Origin of the sequence: Nodularia spumigena CCY9414 (assembly GCF_000340565.2) — a bacterium.
Classification (GTDB): Bacteria; Cyanobacteriota; Cyanobacteriia; order Cyanobacteriales; family Nostocaceae; genus Nodularia; species Nodularia spumigena.
In genome coordinates, this window is the sequence record NZ_CP007203.1 from 1,720,994 (window position 1) to 1,747,980 (window position 26,987).

Here is a 26,987-nt window from a genome sequence, read left to right on the forward strand (position 1 = left end):
TACTACACACGACATAAACGAAATATCCGAAAAACAAAATATAAAAGTTTCGCCTCTAGCCTCTATCAGTATCTGTAAGAGTCAAGTTAAAATACAGACATTCTTCAAGATGCGATCGCCTTTATGTTAGGTCAGTTACTAGACGGACGCTATCAAATCACTAAAGTCTTGGGTGCTGGTGGTTTTGGACGAACCTACGTTGCTGAAGATACTAAACTGTACCACAGTCTTTGTGTAGTCAAGCAACTCAAACCGATGGCAACTGATCCCATGACATTACAGGTTGCGAGACGGTTATTTGAATCAGAAGCACAGCTATTACACAAGTTAGGCACTCACGACCAAATTCCCCAACTATTGGCGCACTTTGAAGAAAACGAGGAATTCTTTCTTGTCCAACAATTCATTGATGGTCATCCCCTGAGTGATGAACTCACCCCCGGAAAACGGCTGAGTGAACCTTATACCATTGCCTTATTACAGAATATTCTGCAAACATTAGCCTTTGTCCATCAAAATCAAGTTATTCACCGGGATATCAAACCGCCAAACCTGATTCGCCGCAATAGTGACGGCAAAATTGTACTCATTGATTTCGGGGCGGTGAAACAAATTAGTACACAGGTGGTAACTCGACAGGGTGTAACTAAAATGACTGTAGGTATTGGTACGCCTGGTTATATGCCCAGTGAACAAAGTCGGGGTATTCCCAAATTAAGCAGCGATATTTACGGGGTGGGGATAATTGGTATTCAAAGTTTAACAGGATTAATGCCCCAGGAACTAGAAGAAGATGAACAAACGGCGGAAATTAAGTGGCGGGACTTAGTACAAGTCAGCCCACCCCTAGCAGATATTTTAGACAAGATGATACGCTACGACTTTCGCCAACGCTATAAGTCGGCTGTGGAGGCTTTAGCCGCAGTGCAACAGTTGGGGAATGCTTATGCACCCACACAACCATCAACCCATCCCAGAAAACCAATTAATTCTGATCCTCCCCTGTATTCGCCACCGCCCAAGGTTCCCGCCCAATATCGTCAAGAGATTCCCCAAAAGTCTGCACCTGCTGCTGTATCTGCCGAAAGTCCAAACGTAGGGATAGGTTTGTATTTCCAATGGGTATTAGCAAATGTTTTGGGTTCAATTGGGGGACTTGTTTTAGTTTTGATTGGCTGCTGGGGCTTAACAATCGGTTTCATGCAATTATTAGTCCTGCGACGACACATCCCTATCTCTAAATACTGGTGGCTGCTGGGAACTACTTTAGGTACTTTTATACCTTATGCGGTAGCCCTGATCATTTTTGTTGATACCGATACAGCCGTAGGATTTTCCGCAATGTTCGGAGGAGTGATAGTGGGAATAATCCAATGGTGGCTCATGCGACCATTTGTCAAACGCGCCTACTGGTGGATCGTAGTTAATTCCGTCCCATTCTTTTTTTTGTTCGGCGGTATTTTCTCAGGAATCGTATTAGTATACCTCTTAAAAAATCCCAAAAATGCCTCATAGAGTTAGCCCAACCACAGACCTGATCCAGCAACCCTAAACTCAAACAAAAACTCAGCGAACCTTTGCGCTAACCTTAGCGTACCTCTGCGTTTAAAAAATCCCCTCTCATTCCCTCTTCTCAACTATTTTAGAGACTTATATCAAAATGACCAAACAAACATACACAGCAGATATTTTAGTAGTTGGCGGAGGAACCGGAGGAACAGCTGCGGCCATCCAAGCAGCGCGACGGGGAGCAAAAACTATCTTGGTGAGTGAATTTCCGTGGTTAGGGGGAATGCTCACCTCTGCTGGAGTATCTGCACCGGATGGTAATGAATTAATGGCATTTCAAACCGGATTATGGGGAGCATTTTTACAAGAACTACGGCAACGTCAACCAGAAGGGTTAGATAATAGCTGGGTGAGCTTCTTTAGTTATGATCCCCGTGTTGGAGCCGAGATTTTTGCCGACTGGGTGCAGGAATTAGCAAATCTGCATTGGATTTCTGGACAAGTGCCTTTAGAAGTGTTGCAACAGGGTAATTGTATAACTGGTGTGCGGTTTGCAGACTTCACCGTTACAGCCAAAATTATTCTCGACGGTACAGAATTAGGTGATTTATTGGCTTTGGGGGAAATACCTCACCGTTGGGGCTGGGAGTTGCAATCTGAGTGGGGAGAAAATAGCGCCCCAGCAGATTATAATGCTATCACACAAAGTTATCCAGTGCAAGCCCCTACTTGGGTCGTGGTGATGCAAGATTTTGGTGAAGATGTTACTCCAGAAATTCCACCAGCGCCTAATTATGATCCTTCCCTGTTTGCAGGTGCGTGGGATAACTATGGGGCTGAGAAATTCTTGAACTATGGACGTTTACCAGGGGGTCGATTTATGATTAATTGGCCGATATGTGGTAACGACTATGGCGAAGGTGTAGGGCGATTAATCGAGTCAGAAGCAGCCAAAAAGGAATTTTTGCAAGAATCACGCTGGCATAGCCAGAATTTCGCCCATTTTATCCAAAAAAACTTGGGTAGACGCTATGGTTTAGCTGAGTCAGTTTTTCCCTGTGAAGCTGGTGCTTTGGCATTGCATCCTTATTACCGCGAGAGTCGCCGCTTGGTGGGACTAACTACTGTGCGAGAACAGGATATTTTGCCAATGGCTGGGGGTAGGGTAGCGTCTCTGTTCCCCGATGCCATAGCTGTGGGTAACTATGCCAATGACCATCATTATCCTGGGTTCAACTTACCATTGCAACCGAAATCAATGCGTTGGGGGGGACGTTGGACTGGTACACCCTTTACTATTCCCTACCGTTCCCTGATTCCTGCGGAAACAGATGGTTTTTTAGTGTGTGAAAAGAATATTTCTGTATCTCATATTGCTAATGGCGCAACGAGATTACAACCTGTGGTTATGGGTATCGGTCAAGCTGCGGGAATGGCTGCGGCGATGTGCGTTGAGTTGGACTGTCAGCCGAGGGATTTACCTGTCAAGCAATTACAAAATGCTTTGTTAAATTCTTTACCATATCCGGCAATACTTGTACCTTTATTTAACTTAGATATATCTCCTAAAAATCCGGAATGGCTGAATTGGCAACTGTATTATTTAAATAACCCGCAAATTTATCCATTTAATGGCAATTATCCTGGCTCTTCGCCCGATACGTATAATCACTTAAATGATAGTCAAGTATTACCACGTAGAGGCGACCGTTTCACAGGGATTTTCCGGCGGATAAATCAGCAAGATTACTGTTTCACTATCACTGCACCAGATGCATATGATGGTCAAACTTGGCAGGTTGTGACTTTGCGATCGCACACACAAGAGCAACTACAAAGCGCTGTACATGAGCAACAGCTAACGATTTGGGGTCACTTAAATCATGCTGGACATTGGTTACTAGCGTCAGAGATTGACATATCGTAAAAGTAATTTTTTTTCAGTAAAACACACTACTTTTTTCTCAATATTCCGGACAAACTCCCAAAAAACCAGTAGCAGTAGACAAGAGAATTTTAAAATAAACATCTGTTATGCGAGCTACGATTTCACTTTTAGTTTCGAGTTTGGTTTTCACTACCTTAGCTTTTAACTGCCCAGCAAAGGTAAATCGCTTATCTCAGATGTTGCTATCTTCTTTTGGTTCGCAACAGTTACACTCACTGAACGAGCCAGAAAGCCCAATACTACATCGGGGTAGTGGACGCAGAAGCGTTATCGAAAAGTCTGGTGCTAATGCTTAACCTCAAAAGAGGGCATCTCTTCGTGTCATGTCAATATTTTGTAGAGTCAGCAGTTATATAATTGTCAGGGAATCCAGAACTGCGTCTCTAGCAGAGATATAAAACTTAAATATTCACGGTACATTTGCACCAAATCAGCACTGTTGCATCGCTAAACTCATTCCAGACTTATCAGGCGATGGCTTCGCTGCCTTCGGTACGCGCATATCCCATGCAATAATGTGATGAAACGCTTATCTATAAGAGAGTGACTCTGAATATCAGAGTCACTTTTAAACCTCTAACCTAAACAGTTGCAACTTTCACAATTTGCCGATTTTCCGGCATGAAAGTTTACTTCTTAGCTTCAGCAATGGGAACCCACTCAGTGTGGAATGTTCCTTCTTTGTCAAGACGCTTGTAAGTATGTGCGCCGAAGTAGTCGCGTTGTGCTTGGGTGAGATTTTGGGGTAGGCGATCGCGGCGATAGCTGTCAAAATAATCCAAAGATGCACTAAAAGCCGGAACTGGAATTCCCACTTTTGCTGCTGTCATAATTACTTCCCGCCAAGCATCTTGTCTGTCAAGAATAGTCTGCTTAAATTCGGGAGCTAATAACAAGTTAGGCAATGCAGGATTTTCGTTAAAAGCCTTCTTAATCTTATTCAAGAAGCCAGCCCGAATAATACAACCACCCTTCCAAATCCGCGCCATCTCGCTCAGATTCAAATCCCAATTGTAGGTTTTAGAAGCTGTATATAACAGCGCCATACCTTGAGCGTAAGAACAGATTTTGGAGCAATAAAGAGCATCACGAACCTTGTTAATAAAGTCCTTGACATCGCCATCAAACTTAGCACTGGGGCCTGTCAAGCTCTGAGAAGCTGCTACCCGTTCATCCTTAATAGAAGACATAATCCGGGCATTAACTGCGGCGGTAATTGTGGGAATTGCTACACCCAATTCCAAAGCAGTTTGGACAGTCCAACGACCAGTTCCCTTTTGACCGGCTGCGTCAACAATTAAATCCACCAAGGGTTTTTTGGTTTCGGGGTCAACGTAAGGGAAGATATTCGATGTAATCTCAATCAAAAACGAATTGAGTTCATCTGTGGTGTTCCATTGCGTGAACACTTCATGTAACTGAGTTGCATTTAATCCAGCGACATTTTTCAGCAAATCGTAGGCTTCTGCAATTAACTGCATATCGCCGTACTCAATACCGTTGTGTACCATTTTCACATAGTGACCAGAACCACCAGGGCCAATATAGGTTACACAAGGGCCATCATCAACTTGGGCAGCAATTTTGTTGAAAATGGGAGACAGGTACTCATAAGAACTGGGAGTACCACCAGGCATAAGTGAGGGGCCATTGAGAGCGCCTTCTTCACCGCCACTGACACCCATACCCAGAAACCGCAATCCAGCAGGTTCTAACTCTTGAGTACGTCTTTCTGTATCTTCAAACCAAGAGTTACCACCGTCAATAATGATATCACCTTCATCTAACAAGGGTTTGAGTTGGGCAATCACCGCATCCACTGGCTTACCAGCTTGCACCATCACGAGAATTTTGCGGGGACGTTCCAATGATGCGACAAATTCCTCTAAGGTAAAGGCGGCTTTGACGTTCCTTCCTGGGGCGCGCTGCGCCATAAACGCATCCGTTTTTTCTCTGGAGCGGTTATAAACTGCAATTGGGAAGCCATTACGCTCAACGTTGAGCGCTATATTTTCGCCCATTACGGCTAATCCAATCACACCAAAGCTTTGTAGTGTCATAAATTATGTTTGGCTAACTCTTGCAGATCCTTTTATCTTTAGGGTAGACCGAGATTTTGGCTTCTCTCCTAAAGAAGACCTTAAGACTTGAATAAACTGCAAAAATTTACAATTAGCACAAAGAATTAATTGTGGCAAGTTTAATTATGCAATTACAGCGATTTTCAGCTAAATGAATGACATCTTTATATCTCACGCAAAGGCGCATACCGCTAAGGCGGAACCCGTAGGGTAGGCGCAAAGGAAGAAAGGAAGAAAGACATCGGCGCGTGTTTTAAATACCTGAAAACTGCTGTAATTTCTGTCAATTAGAGGATGATTTCACTGTCTCCACTGCTTTAGACATAGTGGAAGGTGGGCAAACAAAGGTGCAGCAGGAAAGCCAAGATGAATGAATCTGTGCAGGCGTTACCGTTATTGGTGTTGCTGGTGGGTATGGCGATCGCTCAGAAGAATCATGATAATTAATTTATCGCATTTGGCTACAGCCTGTAAGCTGACTCAGAGATATAGCAAAAGTCAAAAGTCAAATACTTGCTGTGACTGGGTTTTAAACTTTTTCCATGTCCTAACAACCTTGGCGGCTGCTATAACTGCTCCTATTGAAGTCAGAAATAAATATCTAGATTTGTCTAAAATTTAGATAGCAGCCAAAAAAATAACCATACTAAGGAAAAAATGACAGAAATTATGGGCAGACAATACACTCTAATCATAGACAAATCCGGCAGCATGGAAAGCCCAGGCGACCTTCCAGGCAAAACCAGATGGGAAACTATGCAAGAGAACACCTTAGCGTTAGCGCGCAAGTGTGACCAGCTAGACCCAGATGGTATCAACGTTTACCTGTTTTCTGGCAGACACAAATTTTACTCCGAGGTGACTGCGAGTAAAGTTCAGCAGATATTCCAAGAAAATCACCCGGCGGGAAGCACCAACTTAGGCGGCGTACTGCAAGCAGCCTTTGATGACTTTTTCAAGCGAAGAGAACAAGGTTTAACGCCAAACGGTGAGACAATTATTGTTGTTACCGATGGTGAGCCTGATGATCGTAAGCCTGTGTATGAGCAGATTATTTTAGCCAGTCGCAAAATAGATAGTGATGAAGAATTAGCCGTGCTATTCTTTCAAATTGGTGATGATCCAGGGGCTACTAAGTTTCTGCGGACAATAGACGATGAGTTGACCAACGCCGGTGCAAAGTTTGATATTGCTGACGTGACAACTGCTGATGAAATAGAAGATATCGGATTTGCCGCAGCTTTAGAGAAAGCGATCGTTGACTAAAATTTCTAATTCCCAATTTCTCGTCAAATGATGCAATAAGGAGTAACCAAAAAATGCTGGCATATGTTCTAGCTTTTGTGGTCGGAGTTGGTAGTTTAGCCATTTACATTGCAGCTTTCTTTTTCCCAGAAATCCACCGTAAGAATGACTTTATCTGGAGTGGTGTCGGACTTTTCTATGCCTTAGTCTTATGGGTGTTTGCGCCCCGCATTTCTGGAGGTTTATTGCTCGGTCATGTGGCTAGCGTCGCTCTGTTAATTTCCTTTGGCTGGCAAACTCTTTCGTTACGTCGCCAACTCACCCCGCAAACCGAACAAACCCCAGTCCCCAGTCCTGAGACGGTAAAAACTGGCATTCAGGAGCAAATGAATAAGTTGTCTCTCCAGGATAGGCTAGGTCAGGTGCAAGGAAGTATGGGTAATATCTTGAGCAGCGCGAAAAACAAGGCGCAACAGACGATAACCAAGACAACACCGCAAACTCCCAAAACGGAGGAAACGACCTCTGTACCCCCTCAGAAACCTGCTGTTGAGATTATTGATAAAACTTCTGCGACACCAGAACAACCAGCAGAGGAAAATGTTGCTACTACTGCAACTGAATCTCAAGCTGAGGAAGTCACTCCACCCAATCCCCCACCGGCTGAAGTGGTAGAAGCAGCCCAAGCTGAGGCTGAGACTGAAGAAAAACCACCGATTCCGGCTGAGGAAATTGCTCCGGATGCTGCTCTGGCTCCTCCAGCAGAAGCGCCACCGGAAAAAATCCCACCAAATGATCAGGCTGGTTGACTTGGATGAAACCCAGCGTTATTTAATATGGCGTTGGGTTTTAGTTAATAGCAATTACTCCATTTTCTTAAAACAGAGGCAAAAACTCTATGCGGTCTTGATACTCGTTATCAAGTGAACCTTCTGCTATCAAAAGTAACTGTTCTAGATTTTCACCAACGCTTAATTTTGGACTTAGAATGAATATTCCTGGCACATGATGCTTTTGAGCTATATGATCTGCCAAGTGAACTGGCATAGATTTGCGGTTGTTAGTGACTAGAACAAAATCATTTTCTTCACACCAAAGCAAAATTTCAGGGTCTAATGTTCCCTTTTGTGGAGTAGTTAAATCTCCAACTGCCATGACAAACAAATCAGGCTGGAAGCGGCGTAATTGAATTGTGTAAATCGGATCAACATTCTCATCTATGAGATACTTAAGCGCCATGAGATGGAATCGCCATTTTTTCAGCTTTTAATTGACGTAGTTTTTCTACAACTGGGTTCGGGTCATGGCGTTGTTCTTCTCTCATGCGATCGCCCCACTCTAGCCAATCTGTAATATAAGCATCTACTGCTTGCTGATTGTGTAGGTAGTAAAGAATAGTTGCATAAACTTGTTCTAAAGTCAATGAGGTGTAAGTTTTGGCAATCTCTTCGGGAGTTTTAGCACGGAAGAGGTAGTCAAACAAAATGGTTTCAATTCCTACTCGTGTACCCTTCAGCCGAATATCATCAGGCGCTAGAAAGTTAAAGTATTCTTCAAGTTGCATAGTTAGCTGAGGCTCATAATATATGTATTCCTTGATCGTAGCATTGAGGCAACTTGAGCGATCGCATCAGTATAACTTTAGCTCAATGAGGTCAGGCGATCGCATTAATCCACCTCTAACTCACTTACCACCAAAATTCTCAACTCTGTGACTCGCTTCAAAGCCTGATCATTAGTCAAAAAAGCATCACAGTTACTTGTTAAAGCGATCGCAATCTGTAAAGCATCAGGTAACTGAAGGTTGTAAAGTAACCTTATTCTCGCAGCGTCTTGTGCGATCGCAGCATTAATATCCACAAAAACTACTTCATTACTGAGCAACACATCGAGAAAAGCTTGCTCTAAATCCGCTAAACCCGAACGCATAGCACCGACCAAACACTCAGACAATGTTATGGGAGATACTACTGCTTTGAACCTCCCCACGTCTAAAGCCAGGGGATTCTTGCCTACCTGAAAAAGGCGACAACGGGACATTCAAGTATCCCTCTACTCACTCAAAGAGCTTTTGCTCTCATTCGCGCATACTTTCTGAGTCCTTCATATTTTAAAGATGAACGCTCCATATCCTGCCATTATTCGCCCTTTAACTATTCCGAATCGAGTCGGATATGTCCGTTGCCGGGATTGCTCCGTACTAGGATACTTCAATGCGCTGAAGGTTATTCCTACTTGTTTTCTCGCTAATCTATTTTAACACTGTGGCTAAAGCCACGCAATCGTTTGACGGAACTTAAAAGTTCTTACCGCCTTCTCCCCATGCCTAAAGTCAGGGGCTTGCGTCTCGTTTTTCGGTCATACCAGTTTCCAATCGTTCAAAAATTGGGTCTACTAAATTCACAAACTGCGGATTGCGTTCTACAAAATAGATGACTGGCGCTGTATCAATAAATATATGGTAAACTCCTACCAATGCCTCGCTAATCTTCATTCTTCTGCTTTTAACAAACCTTCCCGATGCTCATCTCCTTCACGTCTAGTCTGAGAAACCCACTCTTGAGCATCTTTATCCAATAGCGGATAGGAGGCCATACCCTTTAAATCACTCCATTTGCGTTTTGACTGTGCTGGAATAACGTGCTTTTTCATCCGTTCTACTAAATACCCCATTACTGTCAATTGGTCTTCTGGGGTAAGTTGGTCAATCTCGCTGAACATTTTTTGAAGTGATAGACTCATCAACTTCATCCCGATTAGTGAATATTGTATTTTCAGATCGTAGCATTCAGGCATTGAGCGATCGCATCATCTAGGATAATTTTAGCTCAATGAGGGTAGGCGATCGCCTCAAAATATAACACCATAATCTGCTCTGGAGTTAAACCAACAGATTCATAGCTTTGTCCATTTTTGTCACTAAATTCTACTTCAAACGCAGCACCATCGCCTAATATTTCGACTATTGTACCAACTTGACCACGCAACAAATTATATTCAGGGATATCAGCTGTGAGTGCTATTACATCTAGTAACTTTGGTGTATTCTGAGTCATTTTGTATAATCTTGATGTATGACAACAATAGTTCCAGTGATTTTTTTATTAAAAAGTCTGATATAATATAGTACGTATGAATTATAGAATTTGACAATAATTTACAAAATTAATAATTATTAAGGTTACATAATCATGTCTAGTATACGCACAGGTATTGAGTGGACAGATAAAACTTGGAATCCCACAACTGGGTGCAACAAAATTAGTCCTGGGTGTTTACATTGCTATGCAGAAGCTCTTACTAAACGGTTTCCTAATAATTTCAAAAATGGGTTTGATTTAACTTTACACCCAGAAAGGTTGACAGAACCCTTGAAGTGGCGAACTCCCAGCAGAATCTTTGTGAATTCAATGAGTGACCTTTTTCATGAAGAAGTTCCGCTAGATTTTATTCAAAATGTATTCAAAGTTATTCAAGTTACACCTTGGCATATATATCAAATATTAACAAAAAGACCTGAACGCTTAGTTGAGTTAGCACCTAATTTAGAATTTCATAAAAATATTTGGTTGGGTGTATCAGTTGAAAATCAAAACTATGTTCATCGGATTGATTTCCTGCGCCAAGTTCCTGCATCGGTGCGTTTTCTGTCCTGTGAACCATTGTTAGGTTCCTTGAATCTTAACTTAGAAAATATTGATTGGGTTATAGTTGGGGGAGAGTCTGGTCAAAAACATCGTCCAATGTCAATTGAGTGGGTTGAGGATATTCGTGACCAATGTCAAAAAGCAGAAGTAGCTTTTTTCTTCAAGCAAGTTGGTGGTAGAACTTCTAAAGCTGGTGGTAGGTTGCTAGATGGGAAAATATGGGATGAAATGCCTGATGCTTGGCAACAACATCAAAAGAAATGGGGCGCATCTCCGCGAAAATTAAGAGTTAAAAAAGAAACTTTGGGGCTTACTGCTTAGGTGAAAATGTCACTTTAGTTGAATCTGCAAAAGTAATTTCACCCTTCCTTTTTGGTCTTTGATGAGCAGGTTTTTCTGCCGTAATTTTACCTTGACCTTCAAGATTATTCAGGGAAGTTTTGTAATTCTTGCTAATGTAGCGTTTACCAACATTATGCTGTAAATAAATTTCTTTCATAGTTATTGTTTGTCCTGCAAATGTATCTAGTAGCATTGCTTCTAATTCGTCTAGAGGACGATAAAGTTCAAACAGCAAGGGTTGCATAGAAGTAGCTGGGTTATATTCAAAAGAAGGTACACCTTGATTTTGCTCAGAACTCTCTTTAGCCATTATCTCTTTCATAATTTCATAGCCCTTAAAGTGCTTACTGACGAAAATTAAATGATGGCTAGTACGGTTTCCGTTTTCATGTTTAAAACGAAAAGGTAGGACGTATTCGCCACCCATTTCTTGCAGAGCTTCGCAAATAGCCTCTACAATTGTTAACTCCCGTTCTTCTTGTTTCAGTTCTTGCAGTTTTTCGCGTAAGCTATCTGCTCGTGTTTCTCCAAACAGCGCATTCATATGTTCTTTGACATATGAGTTACCTAAACCCATATTAATCCGATTATAATTAAAAAAGAAAAGGCAATCACAGCCCCAGTTTTTGACAACTGAGTTTATAAGTTGTAATGATAATCCCTTGTATCCCCAAGGGTCTACGAAAAATAATGTCGGAACTAATTTTAGCTGATTAAATGTTTGGACAATATTTTCGCCAACTTCGTAATTGATTACGTTAGGTTTGTATTTTAAATTTTCAATGCCAGGAATTGAATTTATAGAATCTTGAAGGGAATGAGTATGTTCGGAATTAGCATCATTAAATAATGTTTTCAGCATATTTCGCATATCTGGATCAGAAATTGCCGTTTCTAAAACTTTTATGGGTGTCGAGCTTGAACCATCTTTATATCGACCAGGACCAGCAAAAAGGTCTATGTAGGCAATTTTATTACCTGCTTTTTTAGCCGTTGGTATAATTACATTTGCCCAAGCCCAAAAATATTTTTTAACAATTCTAGCTTTTATTAAAGATTGCTCTTTCTGTTCATCAAAGAAGGAATCACTAGCCATACGTAATTACTCTATGTTATTCTAAGTATATTAATTTATAAATTACTGAATGTCTAGAAATGCAACTGAGCGTAGCATTGAGCTAATTTTAAGCGATCGCACATCGCTGTAACTAGCCTTCATCCCATCTCTTATAATTGATCGGATAACCTGCACATATAATCTTAGGCATGAGACTGTGACAGAACCTGGAAGCTACAAAGATACGGTAAACTTACCCAAGACTAAATTCGATATGCGGGCTAACGCTATCAAGCGGGAACCTGAAATCCAAAAATTCTGGGCGGAAAATAACATTTACGATCGCCTGTCCCAAGAAAACCCCGGCGAATTATTTATACTCCATGATGGGCCTCCCTACGCCAACGGCTCATTGCATATTGGTCATGCCTTAAATAAAATTCTCAAAGATATTATTAACCGCTACCAATTACTACAAGGGCGTAAAGTTAGATACGTGGCGGGTTGGGATTGTCACGGATTACCCATTGAGTTGAAAGTTCTGCAAAATATGAAGTCAGCAGAACGGCAAAGTTTAACGCCTTTAAAATTGCGGCAAAAAGCTAAAGAGTTTGCGTTAGCTACTGTAGATGACCAACTGGAATGTTTTAAACGCTACGGTATTTGGGGTGACTGGGAGCATCCTTATCTGACTTTGAAGCCGGAATATGAAGCGGCACAAATCGGTGTGTTCGGTCAGATGGTGTTAAAAGGATACATCTATCGTGGTTTGAAGCCGGTTCACTGGAGTCCTAGTTCTAAAACGGCTTTGGCTGAGGCAGAATTGGAATATCCAGAGGGTCACACTTCGAGAAGTATCTATGCGGCTTTTCCCATTACAGGGCTGTCTGAGGCTGCTAAACCTGTGTTGGGTGAATTTTTGCCCCATTTGGGTGTCGCTATCTGGACTACTACTCCTTGGACGATTCCGGGGAATTTGGCTGTGGCGGTGAATGGTGATTTGAATTATTCTGTGGTGGAGGTGTCACGCAGAGACGCAGAGGCGCAGAGTGAGTTTTTGATTGTGGCTACTGATTTGGTGGAAAGGTTGGCTGCTACTTTGGATGCTGAGTTGGCGGTGAGGGCTACGTTTAAGGGGCAGGTTTTAGAACATTCTACTTATCGTCATCCTTTGTTTGACCGTGAAAGTCCGGTGGTGGTGGGTGGTGATTATATCACTACTGAGTCGGGTACTGGGTTGGTACATACTGCACCTGGTCATGGTCAAGAAGATTACATTGTTGGTCAGCGTTATGGTTTGCCGATTCTTGCGCCTGTGGATGATAATGGTGATTTTACTCAGGAGGCGGGTGAGTTTGCTGGGTTGAATGTTTTGGGTGATGGAAATCAGGCGGTAATTGATGCTTTGACTGCGGCTGGTTCTTTGTTGAAGGAGGAAGCTTACGCCCACAAGTATCCTTATGATTGGCGGACGAAGAAGCCGACGATTTTCCGGGCGACTGAACAATGGTTTGCTTCTGTGGCTGGATTTCGGGATGAGGCTTTAAAGGCGATCGCTAGTGTAAAATGGATTCCAGCCCAAGGTGAAAATCGCATCAGACCAATGGTTGCAGAACGTTCTGATTGGTGTATTTCCCGTCAGCGTTCTTGGGGTGTACCCATTCCGGTGTTCTACGATGAAGCCACTGGGGAACCTTTACTGAATGAGGAAAGTATCAACCACGTCCAAGGAATTATTGCTGAGAAAGGTTCTGATGCTTGGTGGGAAATGTCGGTAGAGGAATTATTACCAGAGTCTTACCGCCATAATGGCAAGTCTTACCGCAAAGGTACAGATACAATGGATGTCTGGTTTGATTCTGGTTCATCTTGGGCGGCTGTGGTGAAACAGCGTCCAGAGTTACGCTATCCGGCTGATATGTATTTGGAAGGTTCCGACCAACATCGGGGTTGGTTCCAGTCCAGTTTACTTACCAGTGTAGCAGTAAATGGCATTGCACCTTACAAAACTGTATTAACTCACGGCTTTGTTTTAGATGAACAAGGGCGAAAAATGAGTAAATCTGTGGGAAATGTGGTTGACCCCCAAATTGTAATTAATGGCGGAAAAGACCAGAAAAAAGAACCTCCTTATGGTGCTGATATCCTGCGGTTGTGGGCTTCGTCGGTAGATTATTCTTCTGATGTGCGTCTGGGTGGTACTATCATCAAGCAAATGAATGATGTTAGAGGCAAGATTCGCAATACAGCGCGGTTCTTGTTGGGTAGCTTGGATGATTTTGACCCGGTAAAGGATGCAGTACCTTTGTCAGATTTGCCAGAACTTGACCGTTATATGTTACACCGCATGACCGAGGTGTTTGAGGAAGTTACCGCAGCTTTTGACAGTTTCCAATTCTTCCGCTTTTTCCAAACTGTGCTGAATTTCTGCGTGGTGGATTTATCCAACTTCTATTTAGATGTTGCCAAGGATAGATTATACATCAGTTCCCCGGATGCTTTCCGTCGTCGCAGTTGTCAAACAGTTTTGCAAATTGCTTTGGAGAATTTAGCACGAGCGATCGCACCTGTTTTGTGTCACACTGCTGAGGATATCTGGCAATTTATCCCTTACGAAACACCATATAAATCAGTGTTTGAAGCTGGTTGGGTGCAGGTAGATAAAACATGGCTTAATCCGGAATTGGCAGAATTTTGGCAACAAATCCGCAAAATTCGCGATGATGTGAATAAAGTGTTAGAACAAGCCAGGGGAGAAAAAATGATTGGTTCTTCCCTAGAAGCAAAAATCCTGCTATATGTCAAGGATGAGCAATTGCGTTCTGCGGTAAAAGCCCGAAATCCTGAAATTGGCAATGGTATCGATGAACTGCGGTATTTATTTATCACCTCCCAAGTGGAAGTATTAGACTCTGCGGAAGCTTTGCAAGGTTTGAAATATAATTTGCAGTCAGATAGCTGGGGAATTGCGGTAGTAGATGCAGAGGGTAAAAAGTGCGATCGCTGTTGGAATTACTCCACCCATGTGGGAGAATCAGCAGAGCATCCCCTGCTGTGTGAACGCTGCGTTCCAGCCTTAGCGGGAGAGTTTTAATAAAATACAGAACCTCACCCCCAGCCCCTCTCCTTACTAAGGAGAGGGGAGAATATCAAGTCTAGTTTAATACTTGCTACTCCCCTCCTCGCTGTCCTACGGTGTACACACATCCTGATTAAAAAAGAGTTTTCAACCCTAAAACCCGAATTTCACTGTAAATCCGGTTCCCCTCCTCGCTTGCACCGGAGGGGCTAGAGGTGGGGTCTTATGATTTCAAATTCGCCCAGGACATTAGAACATAAACTGATCATAAAAGTTAGACACCGAAAAGCTTTTACCCCACTCCCCACTCCCCATTCCCCATTCCCCTACAACTTCTGCAACAACTCCTGAGTTAATTGAGTAAATGCTTTAGAACCAGATGATTGAGGTGCAGTTAACACAACCGGCATAAAACTATCAACAGCCTTAGCCACATTCATATCAACAGGTATTTGTGCCTTACAGATTTTATCAACACCAAAATCTTCCACAACCCGGTGCATAACTTGTCTGTAATATCTGCCATTTAACAGATTAGAACTAGCCATACTAAAGACAATTCCCAACATTTTGATATTAATCTTAGCTTCATGTTCGTGACTGTCCTTTAATTTAGCAATGCGTCTTTCTAATAGCTGAATACCCACCACAGATAAAGGTTCGGGTTTAGCAGGAAGAATGTAGAAATCACTGGCTGCTAAAGCACTTCGAGTCAATAAATTATAGCCAGGCGCACAGTCTAGAATGATGAAATCATATTCCTCGCGCACTGGTTTGATAATATTATTAATCAAGACTCTTTCAAAGCGATTCCAAACAGTTTCAAAATCCGGTTCACCCAAAGCAGTTGCTTGTTGATGCAGCATTTCTGAGACTACAAACTCATCATATAAGTCAATATCTCCGGGTAATAAATCTAGTCCAGGCAGATTACAAACTGGAGATTGAATAATATCATGAATTGTCAGTTTTGCTTCTGGTTCAGGATTGATAATTTGGTCTATCAAATATCGAAATGTCTTGCGTTGTTTGCGACGCTTGGCAAAGTCTAAGGGCGACATTAAACTAAGTGTAGCGCTGATTTGGCTATCTAAATCGAGGACAAGCACCCGCTTACCATGATTTTGGGCTAAACAAGTAGCGATGTTGACGGTGAGGGTGGTTTTACCAACGCCACCTTTCATATTTGCAGTCGCAATTACATTTCCCATTTGGTTAAGTCCTTTGTTGACGCATTCCCATATTTAGGTAGCGTACACCTGTGCTGAATAATTAAAACTTCTATTAAATTTAATATTTTCCGCAACCTTGAAGGTTAGCTTTGTCTGTCTTGAGGCAGTTAGATTATAGCAGTACGGTTTTATTTAGACTGAAGGTATGCTAATATTTTTAGCGAATAAGCTTTGTAAGCGGTGTGTTTGAGCGCCCATTTGGTAAAGTAAATCACCTTTGCCTAAGAGATAGGCGGCTGATGTGTCTGTACCTCCCAGGACAATTTTTGAGTCGGCTTCGCTAGCAGTTCGCAGGGCGACTCTTCCGGGTAAGTTGGAACGAATAATGGGGGTGACAATTCCGGCTTCTGGGCGTTGTGTGGCAATAATCAGATGAATACCGGCGGCTCTTGCCATTGCTCCCAAACGTTTTATACTTAATTCTAATACTTTGCGAACTTCTCTTTCTGCCATAAAGTCGGCATATTCATCAAAAATGCAGACAATTCGTGGTAAAATATGAGAGGAACTTTGATTGTAGCTAGTCAAATCGGCACATTTAGCGTTCTCAAATTTTTGGTAACGAGATTCCATCTCTGCAACTAATTGTTCCATAAGTTCGACCGCGCGATCGCAATCTTTAACCACTGGCGAATACAACCAAGGCATTTTTTCAAACTCTGGAAATGTGACTCGCTTAGGATCAACTAGAGCAATTTTGAGATGTTGGGGAGAATGACTATATAGTAAACTGAGAAGGAGCGATCGCAAAAACTCACTTTTACCGCTTCCAGTTGTACCACCAACCAAAAAGTGACAAGTATTCGGATCAGATAAATCAGCCTCTAGCAAATACCCCTCTATACTCACCCCCATTGCAATTTTTACAGGTACTGTAGGCGGTAAGAATTGCGGCTGAATATACGCTTCAAAACTAGCAACTTGCCGATTTTGACGTGGCAAATCAATACTAACATAACCAGCTTGGGGAGCAATTAAAGGCGGCTTTTCTAACCCCAACTGCACCTGTAAATCGGCTGATAATTTAATGATGGCATTAACTTTCACACCCCGATGGGGTTTAAGCTTAACTCTGATAAAAGCTGGCCCCACAGTAGCCCCCAGGTAGTCAACACCAACATTAAAAGATTGCAGAGTCGTCACCAATTCTGCACCGATAAAATCAGCATTTACAGATTCTGCTTCCTTGCTTGTATTGTGTGTAATATCTTGAGTAGAATTTGCATCTATACTCTTATTTTCTGAGAGTAAATTATCTACCTCATCTGCAACAGGCGCAGTAAAAAAAGTTTGACACTTTTCCTGCTGGGGGCAAATTTCGCACAGATAAGATTGAGTTGTGGGTGGTGGCGTATTGGGTTGTGGTGGTTCCCAACTTAGCCATTGCTGCATCTGAAATAATTTGTGGGGAATCAGTTGATTAACTGTATTTTCTAGCTGTTCCCAAGAGTATTTATATTCCTTAAACTCTGGTAAAACACAATAAACCGCCGAATCAACAGGTACTTTCTTCTTTTGCCATAGCATATAACTATAAAGTGAAACCTGGGCTAATTGTGATGATGGGTCTACAGGCTGATAGGTTTTAAACTCTATCATACACAGCCGATTTTGAGCAAAGTTAAAAACTAAACAATCAAATTCTCCTCTTACCAGTTGCTGTGTACCATCAGGTAAAGTAAAGTCATACTCAATACTGTGTTCTTGAGATATAAAAGTGTTACTAATAACGGTTTCAGCATTGCAATACTGGCGGTTAATAATCAGCAATTCGGCAAAGCGTTTAATTAGTCCTTGTAACCCTTGCCAAACTTGGAGTAAAGTTTGCCCGTGACTAGGGTTTTTATTCGTTGCTGTTTGCAGGTAGGGAAAAAATTCTAATTGATAAAATATTTGTTGCATTTGCGAGGAAACTTCCTCTAGCTTTAGCTGTTCTGCGGCTGGCTTTAATACAGCTTTGAATCGTGGTTCAATCAGCGCTAGTTTTACAAATTCATCTGCTAATTTATGAAATGGGTTGCCAATACCAGTAGCACTATTTGGTGGAAAAAATATAGCTTTGTCACCAAACTTATGATTTAAATAAAACAGCCGGGCGCACTCAAAAGCAATTCTAACTTTAGTAACATTTAAAGGTGAATTTACAGATTTTGCTGTTATTGGATGTGAGATATGATTTACCATATTAAAAATATTTGCTACAGCGTGAGGTTCGGATATTTCTAGTAACTTTCTATGCACAGCAGCTAAATAAACCGTATCCATTGCTGCATATTTTACTTGCTTGTCGCTCAGGGGACGCTTACCCCAATCGCTGCTGCCTTCATCTGCATCGACATTGACAAAATGACAAAGTTCTGCTGCTAAAGTTTTAAGTTTTAAATTGGAAACTTTCAGGCGATCGCGAGTAATTTTTCGAGCTATTTGGTATGTACAAGTAATATTTTGTGCGAGTTTTTTTCCTAAATACTTGAGATCAAAACCAGCATTGTGAAAAACCTTCTCAATGTTGGGATTAATCATGATTTGGTTAATGAAATATTCTGCCAAATCAGGTTTATCTAATACATCAAGAAGGTAAGCGGATACACCTGTGGAATCTGTAGGATCAGCCAATACCTGAATCAGCGATAATCTGGGATAGTGAGTAGTAAAATCGGCAATTTCTGTATCTAACCACAGAGTTTTGTGAGATGTTAATGTGGAGATGAACCCACGGATTTCTGTTGCTGTTGTCAGGTAGTGCATTGACTGAAAATTTATAAGAAATAATTAACTTTAAGCCATCAAACAAATTAATTGGTCTTCAACTTTAGCTTTGGGGTCGATAATTTTTACTTTCCTTTCCTGAGATAATAGGTCAATTAAGTGTTGAATGTCAGTTTCTTTTACATCCGGAAACTGTTCGGCTGCTTTTGAAATTAAAATAAGAACACCGAGAAACTTTTGGGTTGTGACTAGGTTTAATAAAAAATCTTTGACAGGTCTTAAATCTCTTTGTCTTTTTCCATTTTCACTAGGCTCATCAGATTTATTAACAATCCCTAATTCCTGCAACAAAGTACAATTTTGCAAAAGTTCAGACTGACGGATTAAAGTTTGTAATGTCTGCAAATTAATAGTTTTGTATCCAATAACTAATTCCTGAGCTAATACAGAATTAACTAAGGAATGGTAAGTAGCTAAGTAATGAACTGACTGAAGATTTGGTTTGATATGAGTGTTCTGAATCTTAGAAAAAATCTGGCTGTACATTTTATAACCTGCAAGTTTTACGTTTCCTACATTACCAATTCTTATTAAGTAAAGTTTTTGGCAAATATTTTCTTGAATTGCTCTCTGACAAGCATTCATCACATGAAAAAAACTTGTCATATTGGCATCTTCTGTCCAGATTATTCCTATTCTTTCTCTTTGTTTAGGTTGTTGATAACTCAAGGAATAGCCAGTATATTTGCCTGATATCAGTTTAGGTTTTACTAACTGTACTTCTAATGCTTCTAAAGCCACTTGCAACATCCTAATTAAATCAGGCGATGATAGCAAAGAAATTTTAGGAAATTTTTGCTGATTTTTTTTATATTCTTGCTGCCATAGTAATTGAAACTCTGCTTCAACGTCTACTTTTACTCCGCCACCATTTCCTATAATACTATTTTTATATTTTTGATACTCACCCTTACCTAGAAGCAATGCATTTCTAGGGTTGGTTTTACCCCCTGGAAAATAGTTCTCTAAAATTTGGCGATTTAAAGGAGTAATAGGAGATTCTGGTTGAGGTTTAGCTGCTTGATGTATTGGCTGTAATCTATACTGCCAAAGCGCTTCCGCTTGATTTAAGTTAATATTTTTAAGACTAACTAATTTATCTATTCTAGCTTTATCAGACTGTGGAATATATTTCCAACTATGCCTGCAAGGATCTGTGACTATAGTAATTATAATTAGAAAATTCTGGATATTTTCATTGTGAAGAGTAGTGTTTATATTAAATATTGCTTGTGGATTAGACAACCAATTTGGTATACTTTCCACCTGATCAAAACATAAAACAATTGGCTGAGTTGCAGTAGAAATTTTGCCAAAATTTGCTAATATGTTTTTAGCTGCATCTTCTGTATCAATGCACTTTTTGATTTTTAAAGCTTGCAAGGATTCTTCACTTAAATCATCTCCTCGTAACCACTCACAGGCTAGGGGATAAAGTTCTGGATTTGTGAGGTAATGTATAATGCCAAAAAAAATGTCAGGATTATAAATACTCGAAGTTTGATAGTTTTGCTTGAGATGTTTAATAAATTGTTGACGATTATCCAGCAATAAATCCCAAACATTATCATTAAACAGTTTCTTTTTCAGGCTATTTTTTGTGAAAGCGGATAAACTTTTAAGCCAGAGAATTAACTGAGATTCTTGCTGTCCATCTGGGACTTGAATTAAACTATCTACTGTATAACGCAAGATATGTCGCCAGATATACTCATCATCAACCCAAGGTCCTATGTAAGCAAAAAAAGCTTTAGAATTAAGGGTGCGTTTGAGTCTACCTAAAAGATAGCTTTTGCCAGAACCTGAATCACCAACAAGTAAGATAGTTCTACTTAAATTATCTGTAGTTACTAAGTTGAGAACTTCTTCAATTTCAGCTATGGCTTCTTGATGAATTGAATCAACTATAGCTTCTTTATCTTCGTCTTTGACCCAAAAATTACCTGTCCTTGAATTTACTCGGTCAAAGGGGTTAATTTCGCGCTTAATAATGTCGTCGATAGATGCCATAGTTAATTACTGTGAGAGAGCAAACTTAATTTTAAAAAACTAATTTATCTATTGTTAGATAACACTTATAAAGAACAGCGAACCACCAACATTTTGTGAAATTCCTGCATTAATTTGTTCTGTAGTGTAAGGTGTAGGATCTAACAATGAACTCAATTCAATTTTGTCAGTTCTTTGCAAGCGATACAGCGCCTGATCTAATTCATCTCGTGATAGGGGCGGTTGTAGCTTCTGACGTAAATGAAAAATGGGTAAATAATTCTCTGTACCTAGTTCTTTATCTAATTTCTCAATCATTTGTAAGATATCTTGATCACTGACATTGAGAATCGTTTCAGGAGCAGAATTTTCACTAACAGGTGATGAAATAGGGGCTGATTCTGGCTTCACTCGGAAATTCTGACGCAAAAACCGCAAGTAATTATTGAGTAGATTCAGATTGATGTTTGCTTTTCCTTCGGGGGTGTATTCATCCCGCAAATACTCAATTCCTCTTTGGGTTAGCCAAACCTCAGCTTGTGTCCTTTTCATTTTCTCTTCAGATGAAATCAAGCCCCTATCACTCAGCGCTTTCAATATCGCGTTTCGTTCTGCTGCTTTGACTGAGGTGATTTTGCTGGGGGCGATACCTGAAGCTTTACTTATCTTGTCTAGTACCTTGAGTTCTTTAACTGTGATGGGTACTTGAGCCGAATCAAGTTTCAGCAGTGCCTGACCTGGAGGTAAAATTTTAACCGTGGCTATCTCACGAGAATAGTCTACCAGCTCGCGATCGCCTAATTTTTTACAACTTGTATTCCTACCACTCAAACCTTCCAAGGGTTTTTTACCCAGACTTGAGCGATAATTAGCACACCCCAACAAATTTAAGAGGAATTTTAACTCATTCGTATCCATGCGTGTCAGCCTGCTTGTACATAACTCAGAAATACTGTAGCTTGAATGGCACTAATTTACACATATTTCCTATAATAGCTAGATTTTGTGATGTTGGCTACAGCCAGCTATGCGCCTCTATATCCTCCCACACCTGAATTACCAACCCAGTTAAGAAACTAGTACCGCAAGGCGTTCGTCAAAAGTCAAAAGTCAAAAGTCAAAAAGCTTTTATGTTGGGCTTTTGAACCTTTTGAAAGGGTATCCATATTTACGCCGCAGTGTACTAGATAAATATTACTGCTGTGCTTTTTTGATTAACTTGAGTTTGAGCAATTTAGCCAAAGTTCTCGGAACACCATATAATTTATTAAATGCCAGATTCCAAAAATAACCATATTGGGGAAAAACCTTGATCAAGAGAATATCGGAAAAAATATGAAATCGCGGTGGTTTCAATGCAGGATCTTTATCGATGTATCTAATTTGTTCTGGTTTTGGCATCCAATGACCAATAATAGCATCTGGCTGAAAAAATTGAGCTTGGATAAATAACCCAGCTAATCTATCCAAACCAATTGCTGGTATCCAGGTTACTGCTCCTAACACTTTTGTGGCTCGTGAAAGTTCTGGTAAACCTTGCTGAATTAAATCATTTCTCCAAACAATATTATTAAAGTTTTCAAAATGATAACCTTCATTATCTCTTCTGGTGAGAAAAGGCCAAATTAAATAACGGAAATCAAAATTTTTCTGTAAGGGAGCAATGGGAACCTCTAACAAACCTTGAAAGTTACCATTTTCGTAAGGAAAAGGATTTTCAGGTGTTTTTTTGCACACTTGGAGTTTGTCAATATCTGGAATTTCTGCCCAAGGTTGCTTAATTCGCGGTTCATCGTTGATGTCTATGTTCAGTTTTTGCAACCTGATAATCCAGCTTTCAGGAAATATGTTAAAGTATTTAGTTATTAATTCACATACTTGCGGATGAACATAATCATCATCATCCAAAGCTAAAACGTATTCTCCGGTAGCATTGAGAAAACCTACATATCTTTGCAGCCATTCGCCTTTATAAGGACTAACTATAACTGTGACTCTAGGATCATCGATCAGTTTAATTTTGACTTGAGGAGGATAAATAAAAACAAATTGGACAGCACCTTCCACATTTAAGAGGTTTTCTAGCCAATAATCGGAAAATTTACCTAATGTAGCCGTAACTATAGATAGTAATGGTTTATTATTCATGTGTGATATCTACACAATTTTTAATAATGTTATTTACTGGAATTTATCCATTATGCTATTTGTACCGATTTTAGTCTAGCTTTTTGATTCCTGAGACTGATATTGGGAATAATTTTACGAATAACTAAAAAAATCAGCAGAATTATATGCGTATTCTGATGCTATCTTCTACATTTCCTTATCCACCGAGTCGAGGGGGAACAGAAATTAGAACTTTTAATTTGCTCAAATATTTACAGCAAAACCATTCTGTGACTTTAGTCACGCAGCAGCACGAGGGGGTTTCGGCGACTGAAGTAGAGGAATTACGAAAATATGTGAGTGAATTGATGGTTTTTCCTTTAGCGCCGGAAATACCGGAAAAAAAGCCTGTCGCACAAATATTTGGGAAAATAAGACGCTTTGCCGAATCAGTAATTAAAGCGACACCAGCTAATGTGTTGCATCGCTATTCACCAGAGATTCAAACCTTAGTAGATAATTACATTCAAGGGCAAAAGTTTGATGTCATCACCTGTGAACATAGTGTGAATGAAATATATATTAGACCAGAATTTCGCCAAAATATCAATACAGTTGTAGATATTCATAGTTCAGTTTATAGCTGGACTAACGACCATTTAAAAATGGGTGCTTCTCAAAATCCATTACGCGATCGCCTGTATCTAGCCTTCATCCTAGAACGTTACGAAAAACGTTACTGCAATAAATTTTCTCACATAGTTGTCACCACAGAAGACGACCGCCAAGAATTTCTCAAACTTCGTCCTGAAATGGAAATTCAAGTCATACCCAACGGTGTAGATTTAGAATTATTTCCCTATCGTGACCAAGATCCAGGCGGACATAAGTTAATATTTGTGGGAGCGATGGATGCATCCCATAATATAGATGCGGCGCGTTTTTGTGCGTTAGAAGTGCTACCAGAACTGCAAAAAACTTATGCTGATGCCACATTTAGTATAGTCGGTGCCAGACCAACACCAGAAATTTTAGCACTAAAAAACATTCCTGGAGTCATCGTTACTGGTCGGATTCCCTCAATGGTAGAATATCTACATCAATCCACTGTTTGCGTAGTTCCCCTACGCACTGGCTTTGGGATTAAAAATAAAACTTTAGAAGCAATGGCTGCTGGTGTGCCGGTAGTGGCTAGCGATCGCGGTTTAGAAGGACTCGCTATAGAGCAGCCAATCAGCGCATTACGCGCCAACAAACCTGCTGAATACGTCGCCGCCATTAGTCAACTGTTTGACAGTCCCCAACTGCGTGATCAATTATCTCATAACGCTAGACAACTTGTAGAAACCGAATTCACTTGGGCGATCGCCGGAAAACGTTATGAACAAGTTTGTTTGGGACTTAATCATCAAGGATAGAAAATGGAAAAAAGAGGAGTGAGCAGCGATCATATCATATTTATACCACCGCCATCACTCCTTTAACCTCGCGCGTTGATAAGCTGTTATGCTTATTTACAAATACACCAAATTAATCATTAAGTTTTATCTAACTAAAGTCGCTAATAATTGTTAATAAATTACGTGATTGACTATACAAAATTCAGATTTTAATTTTTGATAAAATCACTGTAGTAAAAACTACAAAATTTATCATAAGCTGAAAAAACCTTATTTTGCACAACATATTTAGATACAACTCTTGTGGGATGGGCATCTTGCCCGTCCAAATTGTGCAAGTTGAATGCTCAACAGCTTATCTTATTTTTATAAAACATCCTCTAAAACCTCACCCCAACCCTCTCCTTCTTTCCTTGGGACAAACAAAGGGAGCCGAACTGTATTCCCGAACACAAGAAAACTTAAAATTAACCCTATACCTAAGTTAGTAACAGACTGATTCCTACGGTGGACGTTAGAGACAAAAAAGGCAGTTACCGTCATAAATGAAGGCAATAATCATCACAAAGATTAGATACAAAGCAGTTAAACCAAGAGTCAATTTTTCGAGCCTGAGATATAGAGAAACACAAATTAAATTGCTGAAAAACCCTTAAATAGCGTAAAAATCTGATTGACGGCATATTTATTATGGACTGGTCTAAAAACCTACAACAATTCCAAGACTTTGTATTATTCAAACTTCCCGAACCACCATACTTTTTACTGTTAATTGGCTTATTAATTAGCCTTTTATTGTCTCACCAAAGGTAGAAGTAACTTTTCATCACAAAATGTAAACTTTGAAGTGGAGAAAACTATGTAAATAAAGATAATATGCCATCTACAAACACAATACCTGAGCCAAATTGAAAAAAGCCTTGATTCGTAGGTTGGGTTGAAGCATGAAACCCAACAAATGCCTTGGGTTGTGCTGTCGCTTAACCCCTACTACCAAAAATGGCTAAAGTATTGCAAACAGTTAAGTAATTCCGCAAGTTCACCAGATACCGATTTTGTGGTAGCTTGGAGAATTAGTATTAAGACTTACGCATAATTTACGTTTTCTTGGCGTTCTACAGCCCTTGCGGGCATCGCTGCGCGCGGGCGACTAAAGCCCTGGGGGCATACGCTGCGCGAAGGCGGTTAGATAAATCAAGATTTTTGGCAATTGTTGCGTAAGTCCTGAGTATATATATGTAGATATTCAGGGTTGATTTGGGCAGCAGTTGCAGCTGATTCAAAGTTTGATCATTGGGCATCTTCAAGAGTGGTGCAATTGATCCCAGTATTGATCTAGTGGACTTTTTTTGCTCAACCTCTGCAAGCAAGTAGCGGGAATTTAAGGTGAACATAGAACAATTCATTCAAAGCACAGAAGCACTGCACAGCCGTTTAGCAGATTTGTACCAAACAGCTAGCGTATTACCTTGGATTCCCCCGGAACTGCTACCCCAAGCTTTTAAGGAACTCTATAGCACCTCCAAAATGGTGCAATTAGCGGCCGAGGAACTTTATCTGCAAAATGAGGAACTGATTGAAACCCGAAATTGGCTAGAAACCGAACGCCAACGCTACCAAGATTTATTCGAGTTTGCACCAGATGGCTATTTAGTCACGAATACCGAAGGAATCATCCAAGAAGCTAATCTAGCCGCAGCGCAATTGCTCAACGTTTCCAGACAATTACTCGTAGGTAAACCAATAGTTAATTTTGTCCGCCTGGAAGAACGAGAACCCTTTCGCAGTGAACTCAACCAGCTACGCCAATCGGACAGAGTGAGAGAATTAGTAGTGCGTCTGCAACAAAATAATGGCGAGGATTTTGACGCAGCTTTTACTGTGGCGGTGGTGCGTAATCAACAGGGTAACGCCAACTCTCTGCGTTGGTTGCTGCGTAACATCAATGAACGTCAGCAAAAGAAAACAGAATTAATCAATAATAACAGTGATTTAATTGAGGAGCGCCCTGTACATAAACATACTAAAGGAGAAACTATTCTCCTCAATCCTTTAGTAGTTTGGTATGTTCGCCAGGGGTTAGTTAAGCTGAATACTTTTTGTGAAACTGGCGAAGAAATATTGATTGGATTAGCGACACAAGATATGGTTTTTGGCTCTAACATGACTTCTCTACCCATTTATCAAGCCACAGCCCTATGCGATGTGGAATTATCCTCAATTTACGTAGCAGAAATAGCAGTTAACCCAATGTTGAGCCATATTTTGTTACCAAAAATCAATCAACGGTTACAACAGACAGAATCTTTTTTAGTTATTGCTGGCAAACGGCGGGTTGAGGAAAGATTATACCATCTTTTGCAACTTTTAAAACAGCAAATTGGTGAGCCTGTACCAGAAGGAATTCGCTTAAGTGTTCGTTTAACTCATGAAGATATCGCTAGTGCGTGCTGTACTACCAGAGTGACAATTACCCGATTGATGGGAAAGTTACAACAACAAGGTTTAATTAGTTTTGACTCCAAAAAATATATTATTTTGAAGGAGTGAGTCAGGACGAGAAGGGAGAGCAAGTCCTAA

22 protein-coding genes are annotated in these 26,987 nt (G+C 40.5%); 9 read left to right on the forward strand and 13 right to left on the reverse strand.

All coding sequences use genetic code 11. The features are described from left to right. Positions 1-123 precede the first annotated feature (123 nt). The 3 genes from NSP_RS07600 (at position 124) to patX (ending at position 3,753) form a co-directional block, all read left to right on the forward strand. Positions 124-1,515 (forward strand): protein kinase domain-containing protein, encoded by a 1,392-nt coding sequence (locus NSP_RS07600; RefSeq protein WP_006197557.1) that lies wholly within the window; start codon positions 124-126, stop codon positions 1,513-1,515. Between the two features lie 145 nt (positions 1,516-1,660). Beyond that, the gene (locus NSP_RS07605; protein WP_006197556.1) at positions 1,661-3,436 is read left to right on the forward strand and encodes an FAD-dependent oxidoreductase; all 1,776 of its coding nucleotides are present in this window, start codon (positions 1,661-1,663) and stop codon (positions 3,434-3,436) included. A gap of 107 nt (positions 3,437-3,543) precedes the next feature. After that, positions 3,544-3,753, forward strand: coding sequence for a heterocyst-inhibiting protein PatX (patX, locus tag NSP_RS23950; RefSeq protein WP_071839281.1), 210 nt, complete (start codon positions 3,544-3,546; stop codon positions 3,751-3,753). Positions 3,754-4,086: 333 nt separating this feature from the next. Here patX and gndA read toward each other — a convergent pair whose 3' ends face one another. Continuing rightward, positions 4,087-5,517 carry an NADP-dependent phosphogluconate dehydrogenase gene (gene gndA, locus NSP_RS07610; protein WP_006197555.1) on the reverse strand — a complete coding sequence of 477 codons (1,431 nt, stop codon included), beginning with the start codon at positions 5,515-5,517 and terminating at the stop codon, positions 4,087-4,089. A gap of 678 nt (positions 5,518-6,195) precedes the next feature. Between gndA and NSP_RS07615 the strand changes: the two genes are divergently transcribed. Both NSP_RS07615 and NSP_RS07620 read left to right on the forward strand, forming a co-directional pair. Beyond that, complete coding sequence (locus tag NSP_RS07615; protein WP_006197554.1) at positions 6,196-6,804, forward strand: VWA domain-containing protein; 609 nt, start codon at positions 6,196-6,198, stop codon at positions 6,802-6,804. Between the two features lie 53 nt (positions 6,805-6,857). After that, positions 6,858-7,592, forward strand: coding sequence for a Ycf66 family protein (locus tag NSP_RS07620; protein WP_006197553.1), 735 nt, complete (start codon positions 6,858-6,860; stop codon positions 7,590-7,592). A 67-nt stretch (positions 7,593-7,659) separates the two neighbouring features. Here NSP_RS07620 and NSP_RS07625 read toward each other — a convergent pair whose 3' ends face one another. The 6 genes from NSP_RS07625 to NSP_RS07645 all read right to left on the reverse strand — a co-directional run bounded on the left by NSP_RS07625 (position 7,660) and on the right by NSP_RS07645 (position 9,839). Continuing rightward, positions 7,660-8,022, reverse strand: a complete 363-nt coding sequence (locus NSP_RS07625) for a DUF5615 family PIN-like protein (RefSeq protein WP_006197552.1) — start codon at positions 8,020-8,022, stop codon at positions 7,660-7,662. Beyond that, a complete protein-coding gene (locus NSP_RS07630; protein ID WP_006197551.1) occupies positions 8,012-8,347 on the reverse strand; it encodes a DUF433 domain-containing protein in 336 nt (111 codons plus the stop codon). The genes NSP_RS07625 and NSP_RS07630 overlap by 11 nt, the downstream gene beginning before the upstream one ends. A 104-nt stretch (positions 8,348-8,451) precedes the next feature. Further along, positions 8,452-8,823 (reverse strand): type II toxin-antitoxin system VapC family toxin, encoded by a 372-nt coding sequence (locus NSP_RS07635; RefSeq protein WP_006197550.1) that lies wholly within the window; start codon positions 8,821-8,823, stop codon positions 8,452-8,454. Positions 8,824-9,115: 292 nt separating this feature from the next. Beyond that, positions 9,116-9,277: a hypothetical protein gene (locus tag NSP_RS26240; RefSeq protein WP_006197549.1), complete on the reverse strand. Its 162-nt coding sequence runs from the start codon at positions 9,275-9,277 to the stop codon at positions 9,116-9,118. Next, entirely contained in the window at positions 9,274-9,525 is a 252-nt protein-coding gene (locus NSP_RS07640; RefSeq protein ID WP_006197548.1) for a hypothetical protein, read from the reverse strand. Before NSP_RS07640 ends, NSP_RS26240 begins: the two co-directional genes overlap by 4 nt. Before the next feature lie 86 nt (positions 9,526-9,611). Continuing rightward, on the reverse strand, positions 9,612-9,839 hold the full coding sequence (locus NSP_RS07645; RefSeq protein ID WP_006197547.1) for a DUF4926 domain-containing protein: 228 nt from the start codon (positions 9,837-9,839) through the stop codon (positions 9,612-9,614). Positions 9,840-9,974: 135 nt separating this feature from the next. Here NSP_RS07645 and NSP_RS07650 point away from each other — a divergent pair, with 135 nt between their 5' ends. After that, positions 9,975-10,751: a DUF5131 family protein gene (locus NSP_RS07650; protein WP_006197546.1), complete on the forward strand. Its 777-nt coding sequence runs from the start codon at positions 9,975-9,977 to the stop codon at positions 10,749-10,751. Here NSP_RS07650 and NSP_RS07655 read toward each other — a convergent pair. Next, positions 10,741-11,868, reverse strand: coding sequence for a three-Cys-motif partner protein TcmP (locus NSP_RS07655; protein ID WP_006197545.1), 1,128 nt, complete (start codon positions 11,866-11,868; stop codon positions 10,741-10,743). The two genes, NSP_RS07650 and NSP_RS07655, sit on opposite strands and share 11 nt — an antisense overlap. Positions 11,869-12,046: 178 nt before the next feature. Between NSP_RS07655 and ileS the strand changes: the two genes are divergently transcribed. Further along, positions 12,047-14,923, forward strand: coding sequence for an isoleucine--tRNA ligase (ileS, locus tag NSP_RS07660; protein ID WP_006197544.1), 2,877 nt, complete (start codon positions 12,047-12,049; stop codon positions 14,921-14,923). A gap of 311 nt (positions 14,924-15,234) precedes the next feature. Here the strand turns inward: ileS and NSP_RS07665 are convergent, their stop codons facing one another. The 5 genes from NSP_RS07665 to NSP_RS07685 form a co-directional block, all read right to left on the reverse strand. Continuing rightward, positions 15,235-16,119 (reverse strand): ParA family protein, encoded by an 885-nt coding sequence (locus NSP_RS07665; RefSeq protein ID WP_006197543.1) that lies wholly within the window; start codon positions 16,117-16,119, stop codon positions 15,235-15,237. 153 nt (positions 16,120-16,272) lie between these two features. Further along, positions 16,273-18,888 (reverse strand): DNA translocase FtsK, encoded by a 2,616-nt coding sequence (locus NSP_RS07670; protein ID WP_006197542.1) that lies wholly within the window; start codon positions 18,886-18,888, stop codon positions 16,273-16,275. Between the two features lie 30 nt (positions 18,889-18,918). Continuing rightward, complete coding sequence (locus NSP_RS07675; protein WP_006197541.1) at positions 18,919-20,919, reverse strand: ATP-binding protein; 2,001 nt, start codon at positions 20,917-20,919, stop codon at positions 18,919-18,921. Positions 20,920-20,973: 54 nt separating this feature from the next. Further along, positions 20,974-21,816 (reverse strand): hypothetical protein, encoded by an 843-nt coding sequence (locus tag NSP_RS07680; RefSeq protein ID WP_006197540.1) that lies wholly within the window; start codon positions 21,814-21,816, stop codon positions 20,974-20,976. Between the two features lie 276 nt (positions 21,817-22,092). Beyond that, positions 22,093-23,046 carry a glycosyltransferase family A protein gene (locus NSP_RS07685; RefSeq protein ID WP_006197539.1) on the reverse strand — a complete coding sequence of 318 codons (954 nt, stop codon included), beginning with the start codon at positions 23,044-23,046 and terminating at the stop codon, positions 22,093-22,095. Between the two features lie 146 nt (positions 23,047-23,192). On the opposite strand from NSP_RS07685, the gene NSP_RS07690 reads away from it, so the two are divergent. Together NSP_RS07690 and NSP_RS07700 are read left to right on the forward strand one after the other, a co-directional pair. Further along, positions 23,193-24,425 carry a glycosyltransferase family 4 protein gene (locus NSP_RS07690; RefSeq protein ID WP_006197538.1) on the forward strand — a complete coding sequence of 411 codons (1,233 nt, stop codon included), beginning with the start codon at positions 23,193-23,195 and terminating at the stop codon, positions 24,423-24,425. Positions 24,426-25,793: 1,368 nt separating this feature from the next. Beyond that, positions 25,794-26,957 (forward strand): PAS domain-containing protein, encoded by a 1,164-nt coding sequence (locus NSP_RS07700; RefSeq protein ID WP_006197630.1) that lies wholly within the window; start codon positions 25,794-25,796, stop codon positions 26,955-26,957. Positions 26,958-26,987 lie beyond the last annotated feature (30 nt).